This window comes from Pseudochelatococcus sp. G4_1912 (assembly GCF_047501465.1).
GTDB lineage: Bacteria > Pseudomonadota > Alphaproteobacteria > Rhizobiales > Beijerinckiaceae > Pseudochelatococcus.
Genome location: NZ_JAZDRL010000002.1, coordinates 207,120 through 223,228, shown reverse-complemented (window position 1 = coordinate 223,228; position 16,109 = coordinate 207,120). Strand labels below are relative to the sequence as shown.

Annotated in this window: 15 protein-coding genes; 11 read left to right on the top strand and 4 right to left on the bottom strand. The window is 54.0% G+C overall.

Annotation, left to right across the window (positions count from 1 at the left end):
* Window positions 1–102: 102 nt before the first annotated feature.
* Window positions 103–1,344: a cell wall hydrolase gene (locus VRZ32_RS08210; RefSeq protein ID WP_414525263.1), complete on the top strand. Its 1,242-nt coding sequence runs from the start codon at window positions 103–105 to the stop codon at window positions 1,342–1,344.
* Window positions 1,345–1,360: 16 nt separating this feature from the next.
* Here VRZ32_RS08210 and VRZ32_RS08205 read toward each other — a convergent pair whose 3' ends face one another.
* Window positions 1,361–2,353, bottom strand: coding sequence for a LysR family transcriptional regulator (locus VRZ32_RS08205; protein WP_414525262.1), 993 nt, complete (start codon window positions 2,351–2,353; stop codon window positions 1,361–1,363).
* Between the two features lie 113 nt (window positions 2,354–2,466).
* On the opposite strand from VRZ32_RS08205, the gene wrbA reads away from it, so the two are divergent.
* On the top strand, window positions 2,467–3,069 hold the full coding sequence (wrbA, locus tag VRZ32_RS08200; protein ID WP_414525261.1) for an NAD(P)H:quinone oxidoreductase: 603 nt from the start codon (window positions 2,467–2,469) through the stop codon (window positions 3,067–3,069).
* A gap of 86 nt (window positions 3,070–3,155) precedes the next feature.
* Here wrbA and VRZ32_RS08195 read toward each other — a convergent pair whose 3' ends face one another.
* Window positions 3,156–4,154 (bottom strand): L-threonylcarbamoyladenylate synthase, encoded by a 999-nt coding sequence (locus VRZ32_RS08195; protein ID WP_414525260.1) that lies wholly within the window; start codon window positions 4,152–4,154, stop codon window positions 3,156–3,158.
* Window positions 4,155–4,371: 217 nt separating this feature from the next.
* Here VRZ32_RS08195 and corA point away from each other — a divergent pair, with 217 nt between their 5' ends.
* From corA to VRZ32_RS08150, 9 genes are all read left to right on the top strand, one after another.
* Window positions 4,372–5,361: a magnesium/cobalt transporter CorA gene (gene corA, locus VRZ32_RS08190; RefSeq protein ID WP_414525259.1), complete on the top strand. Its 990-nt coding sequence runs from the start codon at window positions 4,372–4,374 to the stop codon at window positions 5,359–5,361.
* Window positions 5,362–5,442: 81 nt separating this feature from the next.
* Window positions 5,443–7,134: a DNA repair protein RecN gene (recN, locus tag VRZ32_RS08185; protein ID WP_414525258.1), complete on the top strand. Its 1,692-nt coding sequence runs from the start codon at window positions 5,443–5,445 to the stop codon at window positions 7,132–7,134.
* Between the two features lie 2 nt (window positions 7,135–7,136).
* Complete coding sequence (gene ligA, locus VRZ32_RS08180) at window positions 7,137–9,275, top strand: NAD-dependent DNA ligase LigA (protein WP_414525257.1); 2,139 nt, start codon at window positions 7,137–7,139, stop codon at window positions 9,273–9,275.
* On the top strand, window positions 9,275–9,994 hold the full coding sequence (locus VRZ32_RS08175) for an AzlC family ABC transporter permease (protein ID WP_414525256.1): 720 nt from the start codon (window positions 9,275–9,277) through the stop codon (window positions 9,992–9,994). Before ligA ends, VRZ32_RS08175 begins: the two co-directional genes overlap by 1 nt.
* Window positions 9,991–10,290 (top strand): AzlD family protein, encoded by a 300-nt coding sequence (locus VRZ32_RS08170; RefSeq protein WP_414525255.1) that lies wholly within the window; start codon window positions 9,991–9,993, stop codon window positions 10,288–10,290. The genes VRZ32_RS08175 and VRZ32_RS08170 overlap by 4 nt, the downstream gene beginning before the upstream one ends.
* 16 nt (window positions 10,291–10,306) lie before the next feature.
* Window positions 10,307–11,362: an RHE_PE00001 family protein gene (locus VRZ32_RS08165; RefSeq protein ID WP_414525254.1), complete on the top strand. Its 1,056-nt coding sequence runs from the start codon at window positions 10,307–10,309 to the stop codon at window positions 11,360–11,362.
* A gap of 239 nt (window positions 11,363–11,601) precedes the next feature.
* On the top strand, window positions 11,602–12,390 hold the full coding sequence (locus VRZ32_RS08160; RefSeq protein WP_414525253.1) for a transporter substrate-binding domain-containing protein: 789 nt from the start codon (window positions 11,602–11,604) through the stop codon (window positions 12,388–12,390).
* Between the two features lie 386 nt (window positions 12,391–12,776).
* Entirely contained in the window at window positions 12,777–13,493 is a 717-nt protein-coding gene (locus VRZ32_RS08155; RefSeq protein ID WP_414526170.1) for an ABC transporter permease, read from the top strand.
* On the top strand, window positions 13,490–14,275 hold the full coding sequence (locus VRZ32_RS08150; RefSeq protein WP_414525252.1) for an ABC transporter permease: 786 nt from the start codon (window positions 13,490–13,492) through the stop codon (window positions 14,273–14,275). The genes VRZ32_RS08155 and VRZ32_RS08150 overlap by 4 nt, the downstream gene beginning before the upstream one ends.
* Before the next feature lie 70 nt (window positions 14,276–14,345).
* On the opposite strand, the gene sseA is transcribed toward VRZ32_RS08150, so the two are convergent.
* Together sseA and infC are read right to left on the bottom strand one after the other, a co-directional pair.
* Window positions 14,346–15,206 carry a 3-mercaptopyruvate sulfurtransferase gene (gene sseA / locus VRZ32_RS08145; protein WP_414525251.1) on the bottom strand — a complete coding sequence of 287 codons (861 nt, stop codon included), beginning with the start codon at window positions 15,204–15,206 and terminating at the stop codon, window positions 14,346–14,348.
* Between the two features lie 218 nt (window positions 15,207–15,424).
* The gene (gene infC / locus VRZ32_RS08140; protein WP_414525250.1) at window positions 15,425–15,955 is read right to left on the bottom strand and encodes a translation initiation factor IF-3; all 531 of its coding nucleotides are present in this window, start codon (window positions 15,953–15,955) and stop codon (window positions 15,425–15,427) included.
* Window positions 15,956–16,109 lie beyond the last annotated feature (154 nt).

Here is a 16,109-nt window from a genome sequence, read left to right as displayed (position 1 = left end):
CGCCTTCATCGCAAATGATGGAGGCGCCCGTTTCATTTTAACCATGCCTCAACCTTAACGCGCGATAATCATATTTACTGTTTATCGGGTTGAGTGATGATGATGCGTCGACGCAAATCAGGGGTGATCTGGGCGTTTGCTACGGCAGCTCCGTGGGCATTGGCTGGTGGTATGCTGATTTCCTTCACGGCAACAGCAGGGCAGCAGCCTGATGCAGGGGCCAGCTTTTCTAGTGTTAACCGCGGAATGGCATTAACCGCCATTGACGTTGTACCCGGAAACACCCGCGCTACCGCAACCATGATCGGTTTACCTGCGCTTGATCTGGATGGTCTGCTGCAAAGCGCCTCTGCATTACTCATGGCCGCAACTCCCGAAGAAATGCCATCCGATTCATTGCGTGGTGAGCTAAAGCGGTACGCAACAGGATGGCCGGAAGTCGTGCGCCAAGGCAAAGGCGATCCTATTAAGCCCAAGGCGGAATCTGTGGGGCTTCGCAGCCAGCAGGTGATGTTTGGGCGGGGGACGTTTTCGCAGGCCGTGCTGGGGCGCGACATTGAACTATTGCCACCAACATTGTTGATGGAAGGCTCCACCGAAATCCCTACAGCGGATGAAATGTGGGAGATGGAACCGGCAACGGAAGAAGATGTGCTGGCTATTCGTCAGGCGTTGGCACCGCGCACCACTCCAGCTTATGTAAGAGCGGAGGGCGTGACCATTCTGTTAGGAGATGGCGCAACGCCAGCTTCACCACGCGCTCAAGCGCTGGCCTCTGTCACTCCCGTGCCGGCAGAGATTATTCCGGTTGAAATTGCAGCCGTTCCGGTTTCTATGCCTGTCAACGGGTTAAGCGATGGCGCTGCTACATCCGCTTTTACTAAAATGAATGCCAAGCGTAGCGTGGGCTATGCGCATCTGATCGATGCAGATAACATGAAACGTGAGGCGCGGTGCCTGGCTGAGGCTGTTTATTTCGAGGCACGCGGAGAGTCTGAAGCGGGACAGGCAGCAGTTGCGCAGGTGGTGCTGAACCGGGTTAAAAGTGGTCTTTATCCCACCAGTGTATGCGGTGTGGTTTATCAAAATCGCCATCGGTACAAAGCATGCCAGTTTTCATTTGCCTGCGAAGGGCGCTCTTTGCGTGTGAGCGACAGGGCGTCTTGGAGCTCGGCCGTGCGTGTCGCCACGCAGGTGATGGACGGAGCGATCTACAACGCGGAAGTGGGCGGTGCGACCCACTATCATGCTGATTATGTGCGCCCATTTTGGGCAAACAAGCTAAAGAAGATGGATGTTATTGGGCGGCATATTTTTTATAAACTGCGGCCGGGGCAGACTTAAGAGCCTGTTTTTGCAATTATCTACCGTCGCTTTTGCCCTGTTCACCCTCAAGAAAAGGCCGCAGACGGCTGATTGCAGTGGCGGCATAATCCATAAATGCTCGTATGCGTACCGATTGCCGTAAGTCAGGATGGGTGAGAAGCCAAAGGCTGGTTGAGAAGCTGCTGTCGGGTTCTGTTAAACGACGTAATGTGGGCTGCGGATCTGCGATAAAACAGGGCAATGGACCAATGCCAATACCGGCTTGTACCGCTTCCGATAAGCCCAGCACAGAATTGATCCGGTAAACCAATTTGTCGTGACCCGCCATTTCATTCACATAGCGCACCGCTTTCATTGCGCCGAAATGTTCGTTCATTGATACCCAGTTCCGCTCCTTGAGCTCATCCGTACTCACTGAACCCTCGCTGAAATCACTGCGAAGGCCATAGACTGCCCATGCCATGGTGCTTAGCCTTCTGCCAACGAGTGTTTCGGGTGGGTTATCTGTGGCGCGGATGGCGATATCAGCATCTCGGCGGGAGAGGTTCAGGGGGTGGTTTGTGAGCAGGATTTCCAACTGGATATTGGGGTATTCCTTGCGAAAGCCCGCAAAAATCGGTGTCAACAAATGCACCAGTAGCGTGTCGTTGGTTGTAATGCGAAGCTCACCTGCGGGCGAATGCGCACAACCCATCAAAAGCCGCCCAAGTGAAGAGACATCGTCGGCCCAGCGTTCAGATATTGCCAGCATCTCTTCGCCCGGCGGCGTGGGAGTGTAGCCAGAGCGATGGCGCTCGAATAATTGAACACCGATCAGCGCTTCGAGGTTGGCTAAGCGACGAAATACAGTTGAGTGGTTGACGCCTAGTTGTTCTGCCGTAGCAGTCAACGATCCGGTTTCGCTAATTACGCGTACGAGCCTGAAGTCATCCCACGACATACGGCCAATGGCGTCCCGCGGTGGAGGGCTGAATGAGTCCATAGCGTAAGCCTTGCTGTCCTTGATCGTTATAAAAGTCTTTTTCATTGCAAATTTGCAATGTGCATTCTGCGCAGAAAGGTATCGCGATGTCATCAGGAATGGCTATGCTGCGAATAATTCAAATCTGCGCCATCATGCGCATAGCGGAGTATTGATCCATGGCTGCTAAAGTTCTCGTCCTCTACTACTCGACCTATGGCCACATCGAAACCCTTGCCTATGCAGTTGCTGAAGGCGCTGCAGCTGAAGGCGCAGAAGTGGTGGTGAAGCGCGTACCTGAAACCGTGCCAGAAGAAGTTGCACGAAATGCGCATTTCAAGCTTGATCAGAAGGCGCCTGTTGCGACTGTTGCTGAGCTTGCTGAGTATGATGCTATTATCTTCGGTGCTCCTACGCGCTTTGGCGTGTTTGCATCACAGATGCGTGCCTTCATCGATCAGACCGGTGGCTTGTGGGCAAAGGGCGCACTTGTTGGCAAGGTGGGCGCAGCTTTCACCTCATCAGCAACCCAGCACGGTGGACAGGAATCCACCATTCTGACTTTCCTGCCAACCTTGTTGCATCACGGTTTTGTTGTGGCTGGCCTGCCATACGCATTCGCAGGTCAGACCAAGCTTGATGAGATTGTTGGTGGCTCACCTTATGGCGCATCTACGATTGCAGGCAGCGATGGTAGCCGTCAGCCCACACAGACAGATCTCGATGGTGCAAAGTTCCAGGGCGCGCACGTTGCCAAGATCGCGGCCAAGCTGAAGGCGTAAGCATACACGCCTAAAGCAGTTTGCGTTTCATCCAAGCATCAAATAGAGCGGCTTCCCGGGGCCGCTCTTTTTTATGCATTTTGATATTATCGTGGAGCTGCAGCACGTTGTAGGCGATCGTTAATCGCTTCTCCAAGGCCATCGTGGGGGATTGATGCCACTGCGATGCAGTTTGCGCCGGAGGTATCCAGTGTCCGCAATGCGGCAAATAATTGCGCTGCTGCTTCGGATAAATCCCGTTCCTGGCTCAGGTTGAATTGCGCAACGGCATTATCAGTGCCAGGCAGCGGGGCGCCAAATAGCAGGGCTGCTTCACCTGGCTGAATGTCGCTGGCATTGAGGCGCACAGCAGCTTTTGGCGCGTAATGAGAGCTGAGCTGGCCAGGCGCGATAGGTGCATCGCTATTTGCAGAATTGCCAGGGTCGACATCATCTATATCAAAGCCGAGCACTTCTTTGATGGCCTCACGGGTGACACCGCCGGGGCGCAGCAGGACTGGCCGATCGTTGATGCAGGCCACGATGGTTGATTCCACACCGACATGCGTTTCCCCACCATCAAGAACAGCTGCAATCCGACCGTCGAGATCCTGCATCACGTGGAAGGCCAGAGTGGGACTCACGCGGCCTGAGCGATTGGCGGACGGTGCGGCGATGGGCGTGCCAGCTTCCCGAAGGATTGCACGCGCAGTTGGATGTTGAGGAACGCGTAAGGCGACACTATCAAGCCCGGCCGATGCCAGATCGCTGATAGGGCAGTTCTCGGCTTTAGGTACAACGAGTGTCAGAGGGCCCGGCCAGAATGCCTGGGCCAGCTTCTTCGCCGTATTATTAAAACGCCCATGCTGCATGGCGCTTAGAGCATCAGGATAATGGGCGATCAGGGGGTTGAAACTTGGCCTTTCCTTTGCGGTGTAGATAGCTGCTACGGCTTTGCCGTTGGTTGCATCAGCGCCGAGGCCATACACGGTTTCCGTCGGAAAGGCGACGAGCCTGCCTGCGCGCAATAAAGCGCCTGCCGTGGCGATGCCATCCGGCGTTGCTTGAAGTAAGTGTGTGCGCGAATCGTCGACGTGAGCAGACATCTGTGGCAGGTATGCATGAGTTAAAAGAGACAATAAGGAATGCATCAAATGCATTTCCAACTAGCCGATAACAGAAGCAAGGCATAAGCGCCAGTCTGCATGAAGCATACATTGCAGCGCATCACGTTGACCTGGGCGCAGGCTACGCCTAAAGCATCATTGTGGTAGGTGCTCACGGTGGTTGCCGGGCGAATGTCTTGAGCAAGGAATAGTTTGCATGCTGATTGTCTACAGCCTGGCTCCTGGTACAGCGCAATCCAAAGATATGCGGCTGCAGCGCCTCATGCTTGGCTTTGGCGAGCCTATTCCCTCTGATGCACTCTGGATTGATCTGGTTGAGCCAACACGAGCAGAAGAACAGCTCGTGGAAAAAACGCTGGGCGTTGAAATGCCCACGCGTGAGGATATGGAAGACATCGAGCTGTCCGAATTGCTCTATCATGAGAATAGTGCGCGCTATATTACGGTAAAGCTGCTTGTTGCCATTGATGACGAGCCGGACATGGCCGGCGTGACCTTCGTGTTGAAGGGCAATACACTTGTGACAGTGCGCTACGACGAACCGCGGGCATTTCCAATGTTCGCTTTCCGCGCCTCCAAGCCAGGCGGAACGGAAGGCACGGCAGAATCAATTTTCCAGGGACTTATCGAAACCGTAATCGATCGCTCTGCCGAGCTGTTGCAGGTAACGGCTGAGGAGATCAATACGCTATCTCGTTCGGTCTTTGAACAGAAAAGCAAGGCTGCCGGAAAGGGGCATCAGGAAACGCTTCGCACGCTTGGCCATGCAGGCACGTTGATTTCCATGAGCCGCGAAAGCCTTGTATCGCTGGAGCGGGCATTGTTGTTTATGTCTGCAAGTTATCGAGGCGCATCTGGAACAGGAGACCTGCGCAAGGAAATGCGCACGGTGCTGCGCGATATCCAGTCTCTGGAGGAGCACGCGACATTCCAGTCGAACAAGATCCAGTTCCTCTTGGATGCAACGCTGGGCCTCGTCAACCTTGAGCAGAACAACATCATCAAGCTGTTTTCGGTGATGTCGGTGGTGTTCATGCCGCCAACGCTGATTGCTTCAATCTATGGTATGAACTTTCACGTCATGCCCGAACTTGATTGGGATTTTGGTTATCCCGTTGCCATTCTGGTGATGATCATGGCCGCTGTGACACCTTATTTCTTTTTCCGCTGGAAGGGCTGGTTGTAAAAACTGGCTGTTGCCATTCTGTTCTTGATCTCCTATAAGACCCTGCGGCGTGTGGCGTCGTTGTTCGGATATGTGTGAGCGATGCTGGTTCATCTTTCGATTCGCGATATTGTGCTGATAGACCGTCTCGACCTTGCATTCGATGCTGGGTTGACGGTGCTTACCGGTGAAACGGGTGCAGGTAAATCGATCCTGCTTGATGCGTTTGCGCTCGCGCTTGGCGGGCGGGGCGATGGTGCGCTTGTGCGTCATGGTGAGGCGCAGGGGCAAATCACAGCTGTTTTCGAGGTGGCGCCCAATCATCCCGCGCGGCTGGCTGCGGATGAATTTTGCGATCCGGGCGAGGGGCAGATTATCCTGCGTCGTTTGCAATATGCGGATGGGCGCACGCGGGCCTTTGTCAATGACCGGCCTGTCAGTGTGCAGACGTTGCGGGCCATTGGCGTACATCTTGTCGAGATCCATGGCCAGCATGATGATCGCGCACTAACGGATCCTGCTTCGCATCGCAGCATTCTGGACGCGCTGGGCGAGCTGGAAGGGCCTGCGAGGGAGGTTGCAGCAGCCTATGCTGCATATCAGAAATTCAAACGCGAGCTTGCCGAACAGACAGCGCGTGTTGAAGCTGCTCGAAAAGAAGCGGATTTTCTGCGCCATGCGGCTGAAGAACTTGGCACACTTTCGCCCGAGGCGGGCGAGGAAGAGGCCTTGGCTGCACGTCGTCAGGTTATGATGCAATCGGAAAAGGTCGCGCGTGAGCTGCAAGAGGCCTATGAAACGGTTGCCGGCCATGCCTCGCCGTTGCCTGTTTTATCATCTGCCGTGCGCCGGCTGGAGCGCCGGGCTGATCAAGCGCCGCATCTGATTGAGCCTTCGGTCAAGGCGCTTGATGAAGCGCTTAATGCGCTGGAATTGGCAGGCAGCGCGCTGGAGCAAGCGTTGCGCGATGCTGAATATGATCCGCGCGAATTGGAGCAAACGGAAGAGCGGCTTTTCGCCATTCGGGCGGCCGCACGCAAATATAATGTGCCTGCTGATGAGCTGGCTGCATTGCGTGATAAGTTTGAGGCTGATCTTGCGGCACTTGATGCGGGTGAAGAACATGTCTCAGGCTTGTCAGCTGCATTGGCGCAGGCTGAGGCGAATTATTTAACTTTGGCGCGCGTGCTGAGCAAGGCGCGCCATGAGGCCGGCGCAAAGCTTGATGAGGCTGTGAATGCGGAACTACCCCCGCTTAAGCTGGAACGTGCACGCTTCATCTCCCGCGTTGAGACGGACGAGGAAGCGCGTGCGGCTGAAGGGTTCGACAGGGTAGAATTCTGGGTGCAAACCAATCCAGGCACCAAGCCAGGTGCGATGATGAAGGTGGCATCCGGTGGTGAGTTGTCGCGTTTCATGTTGGCGCTTAAAGTGGTGCTGGCTGATCGCGGATCAGCGCCGACGCTTGTGTTCGATGAAATCGATACCGGTGTGGGTGGTGCTGTGGCGGATGCGATAGGGCATCGTTTGGCGCGCCTTTCAACTGGTGTGCAGGTAATGGCCGTTACACATGCCCCGCAGGTAGCTGCGCGCGCAGTGAAGCATCTGCGCATCGCCAAGGAAATTGTCGGTCGGCAGATTGAAGCAGATGGTGTGGCTGAGGACCGTGTGGCAACGCGTGTTTCACCTTTGGCGCATGATGAGCGGCAAGAGGAAATTGCCCGTATGCTGGCCGGTGCGACGATCACCAGCGAGGCACGCGCTGCCGCAATTCGTTTGCTCAAGGGAGCATGACGATGGCAACAGAACTACGCACTGTCGAAGTGGCGGTGCTGACTTCCCGCGAGGCGAAGCGCGAGCATGCGGCCTTGGGCGAGGAAATCGCGGCCCACGATGTACGCTATTATAACGAGGATGCGCCGAGCATTTCGGATGCTGCTTATGACGCACTACGTCAACGTTATGAGGCGCTAGAGGCGCGGTTCCCGGCTTTACGCGATGGCGAGAGCTTGTCGACCAAGGTAGGTGCAAAGCCATCCGAGAGATTTCCCAAGGTACGGCATAAAGTGCCGATGTTATCGTTGGCGAATGGCTTTTCTGATGATGACATAACCGAGTTCGTGGCGCGTATCCGCCGTTTCCTTGATCTGCCTATAGATAGGGCTCTGACTTTTACGGCTGAGCCCAAGATCGATGGTCTCTCATGCAGCCTGCGTTATGAGGCGGGCTGCCTGGTGAAAGCTGCGACGCGTGGTGATGGCGAGGAAGGGGAGGATGTAACCGCAAATGCACTCACAGTTGCGGGCATTCCTCATACGCTTGTAGGCGATGATGTGCCGGATGTTATTGAGGTGCGCGGCGAAATTTATATGCGCCATGCGGATTTCACAGCGCTGAATGTTCGTCAGCAGGAGGCAGGGAAGCCAGTTTTTGCCAATCCGAGAAATGCGGCAGCTGGGTCTCTGCGTCAACTCGATGCAAAAGTGACAGCGGCGAGACCACTGGCGTTTTTTGCCTATGGTTGGGGCGATTATTCTGCGCTGCCAGAGCAAACGCAGTCAGGTGTTATTGCAGCCTTCAGGCGTTGGGGGCTTCCGGTTAATCCATTGATGGAATGCTGCCATTCGGCTGAGGATCTGCTGGTCCATTACCGCGCAATCGAAGCCCAGCGGGCAGATCTGGGCTATGATATCGATGGCGTTGTATATAAGGTTGACAGCCTGGCTTTGCAGCGGCGGCTAGGGTTTGTATCGCGCAGTCCGCGGTGGGCGCTGGCCCATAAGTTCCCTGCAGAACGCGCCACAACAAGCGTACTTGCAATCGATATTCAAGTTGGTCGGACGGGGACACTCACGCCTGTTGCCAAGCTGAAACCGGTGACGGTTGGTGGTGTTGTGGTCTCAAACGCAACCCTGCATAACGAAGATGAAATAGCGCGCAAGGATGTACGGGTTGGCGATACCGTTGTTATTCAACGGGCAGGCGATGTCATTCCTCAGGTTACCGGCGTAGTGCTTGAGCGCCGCTCCGCTGAGGCGCAAGCTTATGTATTTCCGACTGTTTGTCCGGTATGTGGTGCGCATGCGGTGCGAGAAATCAATCCGCGCACAGGCCGGCAGGATGTTGCGCGGCGCTGCACGGGTGGGCTGACGTGCGAAGCGCAGGCGGTGGAGCGCTTGAAGCACTTTGTCTCACGCAATGCCTTTGACATTGATGGGTTGGGTGAAAAACAAATTGAGCTGTTTTTTGCTGAAGGACTTGTGCGCCGACCGCAGGATATCTTCACCCTTGCGGTGCGTGATGCGCAGAGTGCTTCCAAACTCAAGTTTCGCGAAGGTTTTGGCGAAACGAGTGTCCGCAATCTGTTCGCATCGATTGAAACACGTCGTCAGGTAGCGCTGAACCGCTTCATCTTTGCGCTCGGCATTCGGCATGTAGGCGATACGACAGCCAAGCTGTTGGCGCGACATTATGGCAGCTTCGACGCATTCCGCGCTGGGGCGCTTACGGCGGGGCAGGGCATTTCGGCTGAAGCGCTGAATAATGAGGCCTGGGCTGAGTTGACGGCTATTGATGGCATCGGCGAAGTGGTTGCAGATGCGATTGTGCAGTTTTTTGTCGAACCACATAATGCCGAAACACTCGATGCATTGCTCGCTGAAGTGACACCTTTCGCGATGGAAGTGGCGGTGAGTGATAGTCCGGTGGCGGGTAAGACAGTGGTCTTCACCGGCTCGCTCGAACGTATGTCGCGCGATGAAGCCAAAGCCATGGCGGAACGTCTTGGTGCGAAGGTTGCGGGATCGGTGTCAGCAAAAACCGATCTTGTAGTCGCTGGTCCCAAAGCTGGCTCCAAGCTGGAGCGCGCCAAAGAACTGGGCATCGAAACCATTGATGAAGAGGCGTGGCTCGTGCTCGCAGGGGCTTCCAGTTGATGAATATGCATGTAGTTGACCGTGTGAATGTCGCGAGTGAAATCCGCCAAGGCCTGGCTGATATTGCCCCTGTGCTGGTGGCGATGGTGCCTATTGGTCTCTTGTTTGGTGCGGTCTGCACAACGAAAGGTTGGACGACATCTGAAGTGTGGCTGATGTCGTCACTGGTATTTTCGGGCGGGGCTGAGTTCGCGGCTATTGGTATCTGGACGTTGCCAGTTCCTTATCTGGCGCTTTTCGTCTCCACGGTTCTTGTCAGCGCGCGCCATGTGCTGATGGGCGTGTCGCTTGCGCCCAAGATGCGTGCTTTTAAAGGCTGGAAGTTATGGGCCGCCGCCTGGTTCATGACCGATGAAGCCTGGGCATTAGGCGAGAAGCGGGCACGTATGTGCTCGTTGACTGTGTCCTATTGGTTCTTTATGGCGGTGCCGGTTCATCTTGTCTGGTTTATGTCCACAATCACCGGCTCGATCGTTGGGCCGATGCTGGGAGACCCGGCGGTTATCGGACTCGATTTTGCCTTTACAGCATTGTTCATTGGACTGATTGCCGGTTTCTGGCAAGGGCGGTTGACTGTATGGACGCTGGTTGCCAGCGGCAGTGCGTCTGCGGTGGTGGCGATGCTTGTTGGTGAGCCGTGGAATGTGCTGGCAGGTGCTGCGGCCGGGATTGCAGCAGCGTGGTTTGCTTCGCCCGCAGACGTGGAGAAGGCGGCATGAGTGTCGATCCCGCAACCTTGCTGGCGATTTTGATGATGGCGGCGGTCACGTATTTCACGCGTGTGGCGGGCTTTCTACTCGCGAGCAGATTGACGCTAAAGGGGCGCGCGAAAGCAGCATTTGATGCCATCCCTCCTGCAGTGCTCTTTGCGTTGATCGCTCCGACAGCGCTCACTCATGGGTGGCCGGAGACCCTCGCAGCCGTTGCAGCAGGCCTTGCGGCTACGCGTCTGCCATTGCTTGGCGTCATTGCGGTTGGCGTTGCAACTGTGATTTTGCTGCGCGCGATTATGTAGCGTTGGCGCGATGGAAGTGGCGCACGAAACGGATCTCATTGGTCATTTGGCATGGGCCGATCTGGCCGCACCACTTGCTGCGGCAGAGGATGCGTTGGCGCGTCTCGATGAGCGCTTGCGGGCCAGCCCTATCCGCGACGGCTGGATAGCGCGATCACATTTTGCAGACGCGTGTGCGTCGTTGTGGATTGAGGGCGATCTCGTCGCCATGGAAGATCTGGTGCTACACGATGCAGACGCTGATGTGCGTGCACCAACGTTGCAGTTGTTGCGCGCAAAATCCATTGTCGATGCACGTCGATTAATTGTTTCGAATGGCACTGCCTGGTCCTTGTCACCTGCAGGCATTGCACGTCTTTCGGGAGAAGAATCAGCGCAGCAGCAGTTGGCGAACACCTTAGATTTGGATGATGAGCAAGGCTTTCTTGATGCCGCCCTTGCGGATATTGATGCTGCCTTGGCACGCTCTTCGCATGTTTTGTCGGCAGCGTTTCCTAAAGGAAAGCATACATTATCTTCCAGAAATTTGCCGGATAATCCATGGTTTCCGGCCTGGCAGCGGGCGATTGGTGCGCTTGATCATCTACCGCCTGTACTGGCAGCCGGTTTGTTATGGGATGCATGGGAAATGCGTCCACCAGTCCCCCGTCGTCGGTGGATTGGTCGGCAGCTTGTCGGTGCCTATCTTGCGCAACGTGGCAAAACACAGTGGCATTTACCGGCACTCAATATGGGGCTGCGTCAAACTTTGCGTGAACGCCGCCGTGCGCCTGAGAGAGTAACGCGTCTTCTGTCATGGCTTGAAGCTGTTAGCGCCTGTGCGAATGCAGGATTGCGTGAGCATGACAGGATAAGTGTGGCGCTTGCGCTGTTGCAATCCAAATGCACAGATCGGCGTTCAACATCGCGTTTGCCGGATCTTGTTGTCATGGTGGGTGCGTATCCTTTGATAACAGTTGCGATGGCCGCACGTGAGCTGTGCATTTCACAACGTGCGGCGCAAAACCTGATTGACCAGCTGGGCTTACGCGAGACAACGGGACGCGGTCGTTATCGTGCCTGGATGCTATGATATGCATCATGATGCGGAGAAGCTATCGCACTGAGGATGATCCATCATTTTATCCTGAGAGGATCATGATATGGTCAATAGACGGATGTTGTTTCAGTTAGTCTCTTATGGTTCTCTAACATATTGAGTTAATGCGTTTTCATGCTGAAAAAGCGGTACCCATTTTTTCTGGAAACGCTATAGTGCGGACCGGCAAATATGTTTGTGCCTGAGGCTTAAATAATCATAAGGGGACTGTGATGCGTCGTTTTTCCATAACTGCTTCTGCCGTTCTTGTTGCTACGTTAGCGGTGGCGTCATTCGCACCTGCCGCAATTGCCAAGGAGTGGAAGACAGTCCGCATCGCTTCGGAAGGGGGATATCCTCCCTTCAATTTTATGGACTCAACAGGCAAACTCGTGGGCTTTGAGCTCGATCTTGCCGAAGCCATGTGCGAAAAAGCTAATGTGACATGCACCTTTCAGGCGCAGGATTGGGACGGCATTTTGCCAGCCTTGCTAGCCGGTCGTTATGACGCAGTGATCGCTTCTGTCTCTATTACTGATGAGCGGAAAAAGCAGGTAGCGTTCTCCAAGCCCTACTTTGTGCTGCCAGCAAGTGTTGCTGTGCCAAAAGATTCGCCGCTTAAGGATGCTTCTCCTGAAAGCCTGAAAGGGAAGACGATTGGAGTGCAGTCATCCACGGTGCACACCAACTATGCTGAAGGCGTATATAAAGATTCCCGTATCCGCCTTTATCCCAAGCAAGACGAAGCCAACACGGACCTTGCGGGTGGTCGCATCGATGCGACAATGGCTGATAAGCCCACGATCATGGACTTTTTAAAGAGCGCCGAGGGACAGGCATGCTGCAAGCTTCTTGCAGATATCGAAAACAATGTTGAATTCCATGGCGAAGGCATCGGTATTGCGCTGCGCAAAGAAGATAGCGATCTCAAGGCCCTGTTCGATAAGGCTATTGCTGAAATTCATGCGGATGGTACATTCGACAAGATTTCTGCTAAATACTTCGATTACAAGCTGAATTAAGACTGGTTCTATAGCTTGCTATTCATGGCACTCGCTTTGATTATGCATGGCATTCGAAACTCAAAAATGGCGGAGAGGGATATTTCCTCTCTGTCCGTGCTTCGTATTTTTCAGGATATTTACGTTCTAATGTATTTGGTATCTGGACATTCGAGCAAATGTGCGCTTTGAGAAAAGCCAATGCCTTTGGTCGCTTTGAGCATTTTTTATCACAGCTTTTCTCATGTTAACGGGATCTGCTTGGCAGTTTGCGTTTGATTTGGTTTTCAATTTGGGCACAAATTGCGCAAAATAATAAGAGTAAGAATGGGTTGCATCCCAGCCTATAAGTTAATCAAATTGCTAACCGCTCACATAAGAGCGGGCGCGGAGATGCTTTAATGCCGATGCCTGAATTTCTAAACCTTTTGTCATTTGGGAACGGTGGTTGGGGCTATGAGCTTTTCAAAGGTGCGCTGCTTACTCTCACGCTTGCACTGGTAACCTTTCCATTTGGTATTGGCTTTGGTTTCCTGCTCGCGTTGGCACAGCGCTCACGCAGCAAGGTTACACGTAATGCCTCGCTTGCATTCACTTGGGTATTCAAAGGGTTGCCCGAGCTCTTGACGCTATTTCTCGTATTCTACGGCGTGCAGATCGGTATGAGGAGTTTATTTGCCGCAATCGCACCGGGCATTATTATTGAAATTCCGGCGTTTCTTGCTGGCGTTGTTGCGCTTGGTGTAGTCAACGCATCATATGCAAGCGAGGTGTGGCTTGGTGCCTTTACTACTGTACCGCATGGTCAGTATGCAGCAGCGGCTGCTTTAGGGTTGCCACGACATCTGACAATGCGACTTGTGGTGTTTCCGCAGTTGTTACGCGTCGCATTGCCGGGGATTGGCAATCTATGGCTGGTGCTGCTGAAGGACACGTCACTTGTGTCGGTCATTTCATTGGCTGAGCTGATGCGCATGACCCAGGCGGCGGCCGGTACAACCAAGCAATACTTTTTATTCTATATCACGGCTTTTATGATCTATCTGCTGATATCTGCGGTATCGGGTGAGGTCTTTGCCTATCTTGAGCGCCGTAGCGCGCGCGGATTGGAGCGCGAGGCATGAGCGACATCTTCTCTTCTTTGACCGGCTGGTTGCATTTAGGCCTGACCCAGTTTCTGGGGCTGTTGTTCTCGCCATTTGGCGATGCCGAAGCTTGGGAGCGTTATGGCGGGCGTATTGTTTCGGGTCTTGGTATTACAGTACAGATCGTGGTTATCACGTGTCTGCTTGGCGCAGTGCTAGGGCTGGCGGCAGCATTTCCGCTATTGTCCCGTAATCGGTGGATTCGTGCACCGTTTCGCGCTTTCAGCTATTCGCTGCGCGGTACGCCACTGCTTGTACAGCTGTTTCTTGTTTATTATGGTGGCTTGCAGTTTCGTGGGTTCTTTGAGGCCATCGGTGTGTGGTGGTTCTTTCGGGAAGCGTGGTACTGCGTGTTGTTGACATACACGCTAAACACGGCGGCTTATCAGGCTGAGATTTTTCGTGGAGCCATTCAATCGGTGCCTTCTGGGCAATGGGAAGCCGCGCGGGCGTTGGGTGTCAGCCGATGGACGACATTTCGCATCGTGATTCTGCCGCAGGCCATGATTGTGGCACTGCGGCCGCTCGGCAATGAAGTTGTCCTGATGATCAAGGCTAGTGCGCTGGCCGCCCTGGTCACGATTTTCGATCTGATGGGGGAGGTGCGATATGCATATTCACGCACCTACGACTTCACCGTTTATATATGGGCGGCCGTGCTTTATTTGATATTGGTAGACGTGACCCGTCGTCTCTGGATGCGTTTTGAGGTGCGCCTCACACGACATATGCCACAGCAGGTTACAGAATTACCGGGTTAATAGAGCCCAAGATTCAAATGGCATCATGATACTCTGATGCCATTGGTTTTTTGCCCTATGCTAGCGGTCTTTAAGCGGGGCCTGTTTCGATAGGCAGGTCTGCGCGCGCGCCCCATTCTGCCCAAGAGCCGTCATAGAGTGCGGCGGCAGGCTTGCCGATTCGATTGAGGCCTAATGCCAGGATCGCAGCTGTCACACCGGAGCCGCAGGAAACCACTACTGGTTTTTCAGGGTCAATGCCTGAGCTTGCAAATGCCTGTGCGATGTCCTGAGGTGATCTGAGGCGGCCATCTTTTAGAAGTTCGCTGTAAGGCAGATTGCGGCTTCCGGGAATATGTCCAGCGCGCAGTCCTGGACGTGGCTCCGGCGCTTCGCCGCGAAACCGCGGAGCACCGCGTGCATCCACAATTTGCACTGATCCAGACTTGATGTGATCATGTATCTTTTCAGCGGTTATCGCCGTTTCTAATGGCGCTTTGATGGTGAATGTCGCTACGTTACGCTTCACAATATCAGCATTAACTGGCAGGCCTGCGGCTTTCCATTGTGGTAGACCGCCATCCAGCACGAAAACATTCTCAGCGCCAAAGTGGCGAAAGGTCCACCACACGCGTGCAGCCGAGAATATCCCCGCACCATCATAAACGACGATAATATCTGTATCAGAAATACCCAGCCCGGCCATTGCGTGGGCAAAATCTTGCGGAGATGGAAGAGTATGAGGCAGGCCGGATGTCGCATCGCTGACGGCATCAATATCGAACCGTACGGCGCCCGGAATATGTGCTTTGTTGTATTCTGCTTCCGGGTCGCGCTTCTCTGTAGGTAGATACCATGAGCCATCAAGAACGACGACGGCGCGATCAGCAGCTGTTTCCTGAAGGCCAAGTTTTTCTGCTAGCCATTGTGGGGACACGAGAGGCGAGATCATATCATAACTCCAGAGAGCGGCGTAACAGATGGGTTGTTCACCATTCTGGCGTTATTTTGCGCAGATCAACGCATAGGTGCAAGTGAGGAAAGCACTTTATGGGGGAAATTTCTCTTCTGTAATTTATTGAATTATATGCGAAAAATAAAATACGCGCATAACAGGTTTTCTGTCATGCGCGCTAATTCTTTCTACATCACAAATTGCGTGCGCTTCAATTAGCGAGGCGCAAGAATCATGATCATCTGCCGTCCTTCGAGCTGGGGCTCGGCTTCCACCTTGGCAATCTCAGTGGTGTCCCCCTTCACGCGGATCATCAGCTTATAGCCAAGATCCTGATGCGCCATTTCACGACCACGGAACCGCAACGTAACCTTGACCTTGTCGCCTTCTTCAAAGAAGCGCTGCATGGCCTTCATCTTGACGTTGTAATCGTTGTCGTCGATGCCGGGGCGGAGCTTGATCTCTTTTACCTCGACAGTCTTCTGGCGTTTGCGCGCCTCGGCTGCCTTTTTCTGCTCAAGAAACTTGAACTTGCCATAATCGAGCAATTTGCAGACTGGCGGAGCTGAATTGGGAGCAATTTCTACGAGGTCCAGCCCGGCTTCTTCAGCCAGACGTAGTGCATCGAAAAAGGAGACAACACCTTTGTTCTGTCCTTCTTCATCGATAAGCTGAACTTCACGAACGCCACGAATGTCTCGGTTGGCGCGCGGTCCTTCCTTCTGTGGAACCGCAAGCGATCTCATTGGACGGCGAATGGCTGGTCTCTCCTATTGATGCCGGGCAGTTCACGAGCATGTCCCGGATCAAACCGAAAAAACAGACTGCCCTCCCTGCCACGACGCATTGCCTCGATGGAAGCGAACATTTGCATAAAGCAACATAAAGTCAATAGCATCC